Genomic DNA, 12,201 nt, shown 5'->3' on the forward strand with positions numbered 1-12,201 from the left:
CGGGCTTGTCGGCCATGTTGTTGCCTTGCGAATGTTCATGGTCATGCCGCGGCTGCGTGAGGCGCCAATCGGCTGCGCGTCTGCGTTGACACACACCCGCACGGCGCGCTACGTCCGGCCCCAGCGCTCGTCGAGCACACGGTTATATATGTCGAGCAGCTCGGCGAGCATTGCCGGGCTGGCATCCTGCGCGTCCTCTCGCATCGAGGGCAGCACGATGATGCGCCCTTCCAAATCACCAAATTGTTTCTGGACTTCGGCCGCTAGATCCGCGGTGGCGACAAGGACGCGGCCAGCATTCTCGGCGGCTTCAGCGGCAAGCCGCCCGTAGCGCTCGTCACGGCCGAGCTCTGCGAACTCGTCCGCTTGCGCCGTCAAAACATAAGGAACACCCGACTCCAGTGCCAAATGCCCCATCATCCACACGTGCTGGCAATGCACGATCTGCGGATCGAAGTCGGCGATTTCTTGATCGAGCGCTTGTCGCATGGTATCGCGCAGCGCATGGAGCTGTTCACTTGTGAGATCGGCGAAACCGCGGCGGCTGCCATCGGCTGCGCCGAAACAGGGCGGTTCAAACGGTAGTTCGGCCTGTGGGTCATCGCGCCGGCAAAGCACGCGACGCAGTGCAATGCGCTTCGACCCGTTGTCGCTCGCGCCAAAATCGATCGCGCGGACAGCGTGACCGGTGTCAGCCAAAGCGATCACAAGCGACAATACGCGCTCGCCCTCCGTGCCTTCGCCGATAGGCCCATCATTGGCAATCAGAACGCGCATAGAAGACTTGCCGTGAAGGGAACCCTGGCGCTACTGCATGGAAGTGAATGCCACGGTCGCGCTCGCGGCTCCTATCCTCGTGGGAGCGAGCACGCCGGGCGCGCCGGACCGCCTCAGTGTAACGAGCAGGGCCCAGCCAACTGAAGGCGCACCGCGACGGTTCGTCATTGTGGGACCGGTCAGGTGGGGCGTTTGGCCGATCCGGGACCGGTCGGGGCCGTTTGCCGCCGCGCTGGCTCGAGGTCGCGACTACCGAAGGACGGGGTCGCTTGCCGTTTTGCGCCGGCCTTTTCATTGGAAGTCGCGGGCTCCTGCCCCTATATTGAACGGCGCCACGGAATCGACGGTTTTTCGGTCTTTTGTCCAGGCGGAGCGAGGCCGCGTCCGGGCGGCATCGGTTGGGCTGATAAACCGGTGAGCGCCTTGAGTCGTACCCACTTCTGACGTTCACGCATCGCGCAATGGCGGGCCGCCGGCTGCCGGGGACACGCAAAACCAGTCTGAGTACCCCCCGCTCGGGATGTCGGCAGACGGGCGACTCGCACAAGGCGTTGCCCCCGAATGCATTGCCAGCAGGTCCGCAAAAGTTTCGTGAACGGACCGTTTTTCGCAGACCAACCGACCGGCGATCGACCGAATACTTGATCTAGACGATTGTTCTTGCTGTAGCGATTAGGGCCCCCTGTCCCTTCATAATGGGAGTTCCGGGCGGGAAATACCGGCCGAAGGCAAGCTTTCGGCGTAGAAATTGAGATAATGAACCGGCCTTATCACGTGCTTTTTGCGTGATTCCAGACAGGTTTGAAATAGCCCAAGCCACGAACTTTCGCGGCCTTCCCGCCGTAATGGGGGGCGCACTGGTAAGCGGAACGAGAACTGGCAGAACTTCGCGAACTGCAGCCGACTATGAGCACTGATCAGGTAATTAATCCTGAACTGATCGAGCAGACCAAACAACAGATTCGAGGGCTGGTCGGCGAGATCGCGCAGTTGGCGCGCCAAGACATCGGCGCCGCGGAATTCTACGGCGAATTCCTGAATCGCGTGGTGACGGCGTTGGCTGCCGTCGGTGGCGCGGTGTGGACGGTGGCTGACGGCGGTGGCCTGCAACTGGAGTATCAGGTCAACCTGCGCGAGACGCGGCTGGGCGAGAACGAGGAAGACACCGCGCGGCACGGCCGACTGCTGCACAAGGTGTTGCGCAGCGGCGAAGGCGCGCTGGCTGCCCCCTTTTCGGGCGCAGGAGATGATGCGGATGACAAGGTGGGCAATCCCACGCCGATGTTGCTCGTGCTCGGACCGGTGCAAATCGAGGGCGAACCGAAGGGACTGGTAGAAGTCTTTCAACGCCCCAATGCCGACATTCGCACGCAACGCGGTTATCTGAAATTCCTGATGCAGATGTGCGAGCTGATGGGAGATTTTCTCCGCTCGCGGCAACTGCGCCAGTACAGCGACCGCCAGACGCTGTGGAACCAACTGGAAAACTTCACGCGCGCGGCGCATTCGAGTCTCGATCCCAGCGTGGCCGCCTTTACGATCGTTAACGAAGCGCGTCGCCTGATCGGCTGCGATCGCGTGAGCGTGGCCATTCGCAAAGGTAACAAGTGCCGCATCGAGGCGATCAGCGGCCAGGATGTGATGGACCGCCGCTCGAATACCGTCGTCCTGTTGGGCGAGCTGGCCACCGCGGTGGTCGCCGCCGGCGAGCCGATCTGGTACTCGGGCGATACGTCCGACATGGCGCCCCAGGTGGAAGAAGCGCTGCAGTCGTACGTCGACGAGTCGCACGCCAAGAACGTGGCCGTACTTCCCCTGGTCCGCCCTGACCCAACGGCCAAAGACGAGGACGCGCCGCCGCCGACGCCGATCGGAGCCTTGATCGTCGAGCAAATCGAAGACAGCCGCCCGCGCGACGGCATGGTGCAACGCGTCAATGTCGTGTGCGAGCACAGCTCGACGGCGCTGGGCAACGCGCTGGAACACAACAGCTTGTTCTTGTTGCCCCTGTGGCGCTCGCTGGGCAAGGCCAAGTGGGTGCTGGCCGCGCGCACTCTGCCGAAGACGATCCTGGCCACCGTGGCCGTACTCGGGGCGCTTGTCGCCCTGTGCGTGGTGCCGGCGAGCTTCAAAATTCAAGGCAAGGGCAAGCTCCAGCCCGTGGTCCGCCGCGATGTTTCGGCCAGCGTCGAAGGCACGGTTGTCCAGGTTAATGTCAAACATGGCGACATGGTGAAGAAGGGGCAGTTGCTCGCCGAGCTGCGGAACACCGACCTGGACGTGAAAATCACCGAGCTCGAAGGCAGCCTGAGTCAGATCAACGAAGAGTTGGCGTCGATTCTGCGCCGCTTGATCGAGATCAAGAAGGCGGCCAAGAGCGACCCCCGGCAATCGAGCGCCGAGGAAGAGGCCAAGCTCGCCTCCGACGAAAGCCAGGCCAAGGAGAAGCTGATCAGCCTGCAAGCACAGTTGAAGATTCAACTCAGCAAACGCGACCGCCTGAAGATCACCAGCCCGATCGATGGCCAGGTGACGACCTGGGACGTGGACAACCTGCTGGCAGGGCGCACCGTGCAGCCCGGCCAGGTGTTGATGAGCATCTCGGACCCCAGCGGTGACTGGGAATTGGAGGTCTTGGTTCCGGAAGAGCACATGGGCTACATCGCCCGCGCTCAGAAGGATCTAGGCCACATGGATCTGGAGACCTCGTACATCCTGGAAAATGATCCGTCCGCCAAACATGAGGGCAGGATCGGCGACATCCACCTGGCGGCCGAGGTGCGCGGGGAAGATGGGAACACGGTGCTCGTACACGTCGCGATCGACAAGCATGACTTGCAAGAGCTCAATCAAGGCGCCGGTGTTCGCGCTCGTATCTATTGCGGCAAGCGAGCCGTAGGCTTTGTGTGGTTTCACGACCTGATCGAGTTCCTGCACTCGCGCGTCTTGTTCCGAATCTGACGCGCGGTGAAAGTCCACAGGGGAGCAATTCGCATGTCTGCGGGACGGCGAGGGAGTTTTTCCATGCTGCGTATCGGTGTAGTGGCCTGTGGAATCGTGCTGACGGTTGCGCTTCTGGGTATCGCCCAGCAATCGATCTCCGGATCAAGCACCGAAGCGCGTATCGTCTATCCCGAATGCCTGGTCAAGCTCAACGACCGCTTTGACGTCCAGGTCTCGGCTCAAGAGGCGGGCGTTCTGCAAAGCCTGGAAGCCAACGAAGGGATGGAAGTGCAGTTGGGCCAGGTGCTGGGCCAGATCGACGACAGCCAGGCGCAAAGCAAGAAGAAAGTCGCCGTCGCCGAGCACAAGGTCGCCCAGACCGAAGCCGAGAACGACGTCGACATTCGCTTCAACCAGGCGCAATCCGGCGTGGCCGAAATGGAATACCGGTTGAACGAAGAAGCCAATCGACTGGCAACCAAGGCCCGCCCCAAGGTCGAAATGGAAAAGTTGCGCCTGCAATGGAAGAAAGCCTACCTGGCGATCGAACAGGCCGAGATGAAACAGAAAACCAATCGCCTCACCGCCGACGCCAAGGAAGCCCAGGTGGACGCCGCCGAAAACGACATCCAGCGCCGCAAGATCACGGCCCCGCTCGCCGGCGACGTCATCGAGATCACGCCGGGGGTCGGCGAATGGCTCAACCCGGGCTCACCCATCCTGCGCATCGTGCAACTCGATAAGCTGCGCGTCGAAGGCATTCTGAATATCAAGGACTTTGGACCCGACCAGATCGCCAACCGCCCTGTGCGGGTTACAGCCCAAGTCGGCCCGAACCGCATGGAAGAGTTCCAGGGCAAGGTCGTCTTTATTGACCCTGAAGTGGTCAAAGGGGGCCGTTATCGCGTGCTGGCCGAAGTCGTCAATCGCCGTGCCGAAGGCGACGGCCCGTGGCTCTTGCGGCCCGGCATGCAGCCCCAGGAAATGGTGATCGACGCACTGCCGGGTAAGCCGTCGGGCACGGCGCAGCAAGCGCCACGCGCCGGCACGCACTAGGGCAATGAGCGGCGTCCCATGACCTTGCGGCCTCACCGTCTGCCAGCCACTCCTCGAATGCTGCTGGCGACAAGAAATCGCGTGACCGGTCCGGCGTAGAAGAAGCTTCGCAACATGGCAACGTTGGCTGACAGCCTGGTCTCTAGTTCCGCACGGCGGCTGGGGGTCCGCGCTCGTCCCGACCTGTCGGTCAAACGCCACCGCTACCACGGCCGCTCGTATTGGGTCGTTAAGGAGCCGGTGAGCCTCTCCTATTTCCGCTTCCAGGAGGAGGAGTTCGCCATCCTGCAGATGCTCGACGGGCAAACCAGCCTGGATGAGATCAAGGATCGCTTCGAGGCGGAGTTCCCGCCGCAAAAAATTACCGTCGAGGAATTGCAGCAGTTCGTCGTCACCCTGCATCGCCGCGGGCTAGTGATTGCCGATACACCCGGCCAAGGCGGCCAACTCAAGAAGCGTCGCGACGAACGCTGGTGGCAGGAATTCTGGGGCAAGCTCTCCAACGTGCTTTCGGTCCGCTTTCGCGGCATCGACCCCGATCGGCTGCTCACCTGGCTGCACAAGCGCGTCGCCTTCATGTACAGCACGCCGGCGGTCGTCTGCAGCCTGTTCCTCATGCTTTCGGCGCTGACCTTGGTCTTGGTACAACTCGAGGAGTTTCAGGCGAAGCTGCCGGGCTTTCACGATTTCTTCAACTTGCACAATGCCATCTGGATTGGCGTCACGCTGGCCGTGACCAAGGTGATCCACGAATTCGGCCACGGACTGACGTGCAAACATTTCGGCGGCGAATGCCACGAAATGGGCGTCATGCTGCTGGTGATGACGCCCTGCCTGTATTGCAACGTCTCCGACTCGTGGATGCTGCCCAGCAAATGGCAGCGAGCCATGATCGGCGCGGCGGGCATGTACGTCGAGTGCATCATCGCCTCGATTTGCACCTTCCTGTGGTGGTTCAGCAACCCCGGGCTGTTGAATCAATTGTGCTTGAGCACGATGTTCGTCTGCTCGGTCAGCACGATCGTTTTCAATGGTAACCCGCTGCTGCGGTACGACGGCTATTACATCCTCTCGGACATTCTCGAGATCCCCAACCTGCGGCAGAAATCCAGCGAGATTCTCAATCGCAAGCTGAGTCACTGGTGCCTGGGGATCGAGCAGCCCGATAACCCGTTTCTGCCCGATCATCATCAGACGCTGTTCGCGATCTACAGCCTGGCGGCGGTGACGTACAGTTGGATCGTCGTATTTTCGATTCTGTGGTTCTTGCAGCGAATGCTCGAGCCTTACCATTTGAAGAGCATCGGCCGCGTCATCGCGGCCTTCGCGATGTACGGCCTGTTCGTGCAGCCGATGTGGAAGCTGTACAAGTATTTCAGCGTGCCGGGGAGGACCGATCAGGTGAAAAAGTTACGCTTGCTCGCCACGGTGGCCATCGTGGGCCTGGTGGCGCTGGCCGTCTTCGCCCTCCCCCTGCCGCACCGCGAATATTGCACTTTGCAGATTCAGCCCCATGACGCCGTCAGCGTGCGTGTGGTCATTCCCGGACGCATCGAGGAGATTCTGGTCGAACCCGGACAGCAAGTGAAAGCGGGGCAATTGCTGGTGCGCATGAGCAATCCGGACCTCGAGCTATTGATTGCCGATCTCGAAGGTCGGCTGGCCGTCGATCGCGCCAAGTACGAGGGATTGCAACTGCAACAGTTCCGCAACGACACCGCAGCGCTGCAAATGTCGAGCGTGCACGAAAACATCATGTCGACCGAAGAAGCGTTGCGGCAAAAGCGCGCCGATCTGGAGCGATTGAACCTCGTGGCGCCGATTGCCGGCACCGTGCTGCCGCCTACCGAGCTGCCGCGCAAAGCGGTGAATCCCGATGGACAGTTACCCGGCTGGTACGGCACGCCGCTCGAGGAGCATAATCTCGGTTCCTTCCTCACCGAGAGTACGCTCGTCTGCCTGATTGGTGATCCCAACCAGATGCAGGCCGACCTGGTTCTCGATCAATCGCAACTCGACTTCATCGCCACCGGGCAGGACGTCGACATCAAGCTGGACCATTTGCCGCTCGACAAATTCCAGGGGCGAATCGTGACCATCGCTTCGGAGGATATGAAGGTCACGCCCAAGAACTTGTCCAACAAAGCCGGTGGCGAACTGCCGTCGAAAACGGACGAATCGGGCGTCGAGCGCCCCTGGAGCCCATCGTACCAGGCCCTGGTCTTTCCACTGGAGGGACCCGATGACCTCTTGCGCAGCGGCTTACGCGGCCGGGCGAAGATTCACGCCCGCTGGCAGACGGTCGCCCAGCGCGCCTGGCGTCTGATCGGTAATACGTTCAACGTTCGCCTGTAGCCAGATTCTTGCAGCACCGGTCAATTCTCACCACGGCCGCGGCAATATCGCCGGTGCTCCGGGCCGCAATCCCAGGCGCTCTTCCCGATACGCCGGCAACGCGTCGATCGGCGGCAATTCCGTCGCTGTCAGGCTCTCGGCCGAGCCCGGGGCGTGATCCGCCTCTGGTAGCGCCACGGCGAACTCGTCGATGACTTGATCATCGAGATCGAGCACGCGCACCGCCAGATGATCGGCGTAAACGTCGACCAGGCCGTAGTGATTCTTGCCCGCGGTGAACGAGGCCGTTATGGCCTCGGGCTCGGCGGCCGCATACAGGTTCGGGGCGCCCCCGCCGCTGACCACGTAAGTGATGCCGTCGAGCGGCTTGGTGCGCTCGTAGTAATGGTTGTGCCCACAGAGGACGAGCGTCGCGTCCGAATGTTTCAGCGCGCCGTGCGTCCACAGGCGGAACAAATACATGTTCGCCCAGTCACGGTTGCTGGCCGTGAAAATCGGCCGGTGCTGACAGACAACCGTCGGCCCCGGATGTCGCGACAGTTCCCATTTCAAGAACTTCGCCTGCTCAGTGCCTGGCAGGGGAAATCGCTCGGAGTTGAGCATCACGAAATTCAGCCCGCGATGCTGGAAGTGATAGAACGTGCGCGGCAGGTGCGAGAAATACTGCCGGAAGCGAATCTCCCCGCGATCGTCGTAGCACCGCTCTTTGTCATGATTGCCGACAACGGGCATCAACCGCAGCCGTTGCCGGGCCGCCTCGCCCAGCACGTACTCCCACTGTTCGTCACTGTCGCCGCGGTCGACCAGATCGCCCAGGTGCAGGACGAATTCCAGTTTCGCCTCGCCCAGCTTGGCGAAGATGCGTTCAGTCGTATCCTGTCCCGCATGCGTATCACCGACAAAGCCAAAGCTCCACAGCTTTTCGCCGTGTGTGGAATCGAACGTGGGCACTTCATCGATCGAGGGCGAAACGACGCTCCATGCCCAAACGATCGCCAAGAGGGCGCTCGCACAGCACGCAAGCGCGATGCATCGGCGCGGCGAGAGCTTCATGGGACGTTCGATCCACTTGAGCCTAGGTTCCGCAAACGGCCGGCTTTTACCAGCTTTGCGCAATTGGCTCAAGAGAGATTCGGGCCGCGCCGCGTTTTGAAATACAAAAATGCGTCCGCAGATTTCACAGATTTCGCCGATGGATTGATCACCTGGCGACAATCGACTCAGTCGGAGCGCGTCACCACAGTTTCCTGATCTGTGTCATCTGCGAAATCCGCGGATGCATTCGTCTCGCAGCGACAATCTCGCGAGGACATCTACAGATGCTATTCCGCGCGCCCATGACCGCGCGCGCCGACGCGATGGCCCAGCAGTTCCGGCCCGGCCAAGCGCGCCTGCAGATCGGCAACCTGGCTGCTCAAGCGCCGTAGCTCGTCGTGCCAGGCGTGAATGTCGCGGCATTGCCGGGACAGATCAGCGAAAAACCCGGCCGTGAGCTTGGGGCTGGCCCACGCCTGCGCCACTTCGTTGATTTCCGCGCTCAGTCCGCGCCGCAGCCGCGAGGTGAACGACCACAGCAGAAGCGCACTCCACGCCCCCAGCACCAGCGCCGCGCCGAGAAAGAAATCCGTCCCCAGCACCGGCTGGGCCGTCGTGGCGAATCCCCATTCCGGCGCGAGCCACGAGTCGTAGAAAAAATTCTTGGCAAAGCGGTAGAGTAGTGCCACGCACATCACGGAAAACAGAACTTCATAGATGGCGCGGGTGAACAGCCCGCAGTGCCGCCCAGTTTGCCGGTTAATGACGGCTTGCAGTTGAGCCGAGGCATCGCCAATGAAGCTGTTGGCGACCGCGGCGGCCTCGCGTTGGAGGACCGCTGGTTCGAGTTCGCGGCGATCGAGCCCGGCCTCGGCCGCGTAGCCATCGATGATGATGGCGCCTGTGCGCAAGTCGGATTCCTCCCAACCGAGCGCCGCGGCGCGCGTGGTGGCCGACTGACCGCGGCGCTCATTGCGGCGTGCCCGCCAGCGGCGGCCACCTTCCAGCGCGCCCCACAAGGCCAATTGTGCCGCGCTGCGCACGCGCACCAGCGCCGCGCCCGCCACCAGGCCGCCCAAGCCCTGATACAGGCGCAGCAGGCAGGAGAACGGGCTGAATCCCCACCGCGACGTGACTTCCCCGACCAGCCGGCTCTCCCAGCTGCGCCGGCTGGCCAGCAGCTCTTCACGCAGGCGTTCGGTCAAGCGCGCGGCGAGCCGTGTGCGCTGTTCCTGGATACCGGCCTCGAGTTGTTCAACCTGCGCCATGCTGCTGGCAACTCGCTCCTGGCAGGCAGCGAGCGATTCACCGACCAGGTCCAGGAAATTCGCGCGACGAATGCGATGGGTGGCGGCGACCGTGAGTTCGCGCGTGAGCAAGTCCACCAGCCGGCCGAATTCGCCGCGCGGCTTGACGCCTTGTCGCGTCTCGGCGATGGCCGTCAGCGAGTCGACGAAAAACATCTCGCCGGTCGAGTAATCCCCGGCAAGTGCGCGCTGCCAATCTTCGCGCACGTCGGCATCGACGTCGGCGTGTGTTTGCACGAAAACCAGGCGCGCGCCGGCCGCGGCGCCCGCCAGCTCCTCCGTCACCCGCGCGCTGCGATACTTCTGCTGTGTCGTCGCCACCAGCAGCACGTCACAATGCGGCAAAAGCTCGCGCAGCCTGGCCAGGTTCGTGCCGCGCAGTGCTTCGTCTTCCGTCGTGTCGGGATCAGGGCAATCCAAGAGCACGAGATCGCGCAGCACCGGCGCGTCGCGCTCGATCACGGTCACCGAATCGGGGTCGATCCCCAGCATCGCCAGCCGGAGTCCCGGACGGCAAACGAGCGTCGGCTGCCGGGTCGTGGGACGTTCGCGTCCGGCGGAAGTGACTTCAGCCCCGACGAGTGCATTCACCAGCGTGCTTTTTCCGGTGCCGGTGCCGCCGAGCGTGGCCACGACCAAGGGCGAATCGAGCCGCACGCGCAACGTGTCAACGCGCGCCAGCAACCGCCGCACCAACGCCTGGCAATGACGCGCTTGCGGCCAGCCAGGACTGTGCTCGGCCCACGTCGAGAGCTCACCCGCCAGCGAGTCGACCTCGGCCAGCAAGCCCAGGTGCGTCAGCATTTCATGCGACATGATTTCCAGACACGCCGGGTTCAGACTTGCACGGCCGCCTGCCGGCGGATGCCAGAGCCAGGTTTTGCAGAACGTTTAGTATAACACGGGCGTGACGTGACCCGGCAGCGGCGGGCCCTCGCGGCTGCTTGTGCCACTTGAACCCTTTCGCCGAACTTCACAACGTGGCGTGCGTCAGCTCTTCGGGCGCCGGTTCGGGGGGTAACGGTGCGGGGGTGGGCTGCGACTGTTTCTTCGCACGCACGGTATCGCACAACCCTTGCACGTCGGCCAGCACAACCGTTTCATCCACTGTCACAGGTTGCCCCTGCGCGTTCTCTTGGGCTTGCAGGATGCATTCGAGAGCCAAAGCAACGTCGTCGGCCGTCAGCACTCCGCGCACGCGTCCCTCGTCGACAACCGGCAGGCAGGAAATCTGATGATCGACCATCAACGCAGTAGCCGGGCCCAAGGGTGCCCCCGACGGCACGCACACCGGTCCCCGCGTCATGACGTCAACCGCCCGCCGGCCGTGTCGGTGCCGCAAGTCCCGGTCGGTGACGATGCCCAGCAGCCGGCCGCCGTGCTCGCAGATCAGTACATGTCGCAAGGGAGCCGAGGTAAGCAGATTCATCAAGGTTCGACAGGAAGTCGTCGGCGGGGCGATCACGGGCGTTTCCGTCATCACTTGACGGACTGTCAGTGCCTTGGGCTCGTTGTCCGCCGCTTGCAGCGCGGACAGAACCGCCAGCCGCCGCGCCACGGCGCGCGCAGGAGGCCGGCTGGCGCGCGGCCGCCGATAGCGTCGGGCGTCGCTCAGCAGCGGGCGGCGCCGGTCCTTCCAGGCCTGCCAGGCGCAAACCACCGCCGCAATCACGAGCACGACCGCCAGCCACCACGGCACATACATCCCATCCGCCAACGCGGCGTCGGCCTGTGCCAACGGCGCCAGCGAAGTGTCGATCATGTAATAGCCGCAGACCGAGTTGTCGAAAGGAATGATCCGGGCGGCGAGCGACTCGGCAGTCCGTTGGCGCTGCGCGCCGAGAACGTCGCCGGCCAGCAGCAGCGCCGCTCCCGTGACCGCGAAGGCAAGAGCGTATCGCGCGCGCGAATTGGCCCGTGCCTTCGGGGCAGCGTTCTGATTCATGACGAAGCGGAGTACGGACTGGCGGCGCGAACCCGGCATCTGGAAGCCTCGGCTTCGGGTGCGGTAGTTTCCCTCTACTGCGCAACCCTACCTTGCAAACGAGCCGAGAAATCGAGGCTGAACGAGGTTTGACCACGCGCTCAATTGCCGCCCGAGGGGGAGCCGTGATCGCGGGTTTCCGGGCCGCGCAAAGCGTCATTCGGAGCGTCGACAACCTGCACGTCGATAATCCGATCGCGTTCGCCCTCTTTTGCCGGATGTTCCTCAAAGCCGGCAAACCCGCGCACTTCGACATGACCGCGCAGCCGCGACGCCAGCCATAGCGCGAGCAAGCGGCGCCCCAGCGGCATGAAGAGCATCAAAGCCAACGCGTCGCTGAGCACGCCGGGCACGATCAGCAATATTGCGGCGGCGAACAGTGCGGCGGTCTTCCCGGCCGCGGCCAGAGGGGTTCGACCGGCGGCCAGCTCACTTTGCACGGCGCGCACCGACAAGTGCGATAGCCGCCTGAGCAACAACACGCCGGCCATCGCGCCGAAGGCGACTAGCAACAACGCAAAGCCTAAAGAGGTGTGCCGCCCGATCCAAATCAATAGCAACAAGTCGGCCAGCGGCAAAACGAGGAGCAGCAGCAACGGATTCACAGTAGTGCCAAGTTTGGCGGATTGATATAGGTGAACGCAAGGCTCCTCTTGTACATGACTTGTGTCCAGCAGGTCACTTCCAAGGAGGGAGCCATGCGTTCAAGGGTGAGTCATACCATAACGAGCCAGGATGTTCATA

8 protein-coding genes are annotated in these 12,201 nt (G+C 62.7%); 3 read left to right on the plus strand and 5 right to left on the minus strand.

What is annotated here, in order from left to right; translation table 11 throughout:
* Positions 1-108: 108 nt before the first annotated feature.
* On the minus strand, positions 109-777 hold the full coding sequence (locus tag VHD36_01655; protein ID HVU85994.1) for a glycosyltransferase family 4 protein: 669 nt from the start codon (positions 775-777) through the stop codon (positions 109-111).
* 906 nt (positions 778-1,683) lie between these two features.
* Here VHD36_01655 and VHD36_01660 point away from each other — a divergent pair.
* The 3 genes from VHD36_01660 to VHD36_01670 all read left to right on the plus strand — a co-directional run bounded on the left by VHD36_01660 (position 1,684) and on the right by VHD36_01670 (position 7,131).
* Complete coding sequence (locus VHD36_01660) at positions 1,684-3,738, plus strand: biotin/lipoyl-binding protein (protein ID HVU85995.1); 2,055 nt, start codon at positions 1,684-1,686, stop codon at positions 3,736-3,738.
* Between the two features lie 63 nt (positions 3,739-3,801).
* Positions 3,802-4,776 (plus strand): HlyD family efflux transporter periplasmic adaptor subunit, encoded by a 975-nt coding sequence (locus VHD36_01665; protein HVU85996.1) that lies wholly within the window; start codon positions 3,802-3,804, stop codon positions 4,774-4,776.
* Between the two features lie 114 nt (positions 4,777-4,890).
* The gene (locus VHD36_01670) at positions 4,891-7,131 is read left to right on the plus strand and encodes an HlyD family efflux transporter periplasmic adaptor subunit (GenBank protein HVU85997.1); all 2,241 of its coding nucleotides are present in this window, start codon (positions 4,891-4,893) and stop codon (positions 7,129-7,131) included.
* 27 nt (positions 7,132-7,158) lie between these two features.
* Here the strand turns inward: VHD36_01670 and VHD36_01675 are convergent, their stop codons facing one another.
* The 4 genes from VHD36_01675 to VHD36_01690 form a co-directional block, all read right to left on the minus strand.
* Positions 7,159-8,130, minus strand: coding sequence for a metallophosphoesterase (locus tag VHD36_01675; GenBank protein ID HVU85998.1), 972 nt, complete (start codon positions 8,128-8,130; stop codon positions 7,159-7,161).
* A gap of 323 nt (positions 8,131-8,453) precedes the next feature.
* Positions 8,454-10,289: a GTPase domain-containing protein gene (locus tag VHD36_01680; protein ID HVU85999.1), complete on the minus strand. Its 1,836-nt coding sequence runs from the start codon at positions 10,287-10,289 to the stop codon at positions 8,454-8,456.
* Positions 10,290-10,446: 157 nt separating this feature from the next.
* Positions 10,447-11,457 (minus strand): CBS domain-containing protein, encoded by a 1,011-nt coding sequence (locus VHD36_01685; GenBank protein HVU86000.1) that lies wholly within the window; start codon positions 11,455-11,457, stop codon positions 10,447-10,449.
* Between the two features lie 101 nt (positions 11,458-11,558).
* On the minus strand, positions 11,559-12,062 hold the full coding sequence (locus tag VHD36_01690; GenBank protein HVU86001.1) for an FxsA family protein: 504 nt from the start codon (positions 12,060-12,062) through the stop codon (positions 11,559-11,561).
* Positions 12,063-12,201: the final 139 nt, after the last annotated feature.

The organism is Pirellulales bacterium, from assembly GCA_035546535.1.
Classification (GTDB): Bacteria; Planctomycetota; Planctomycetia; order Pirellulales; family JACPPG01; genus JACPPG01.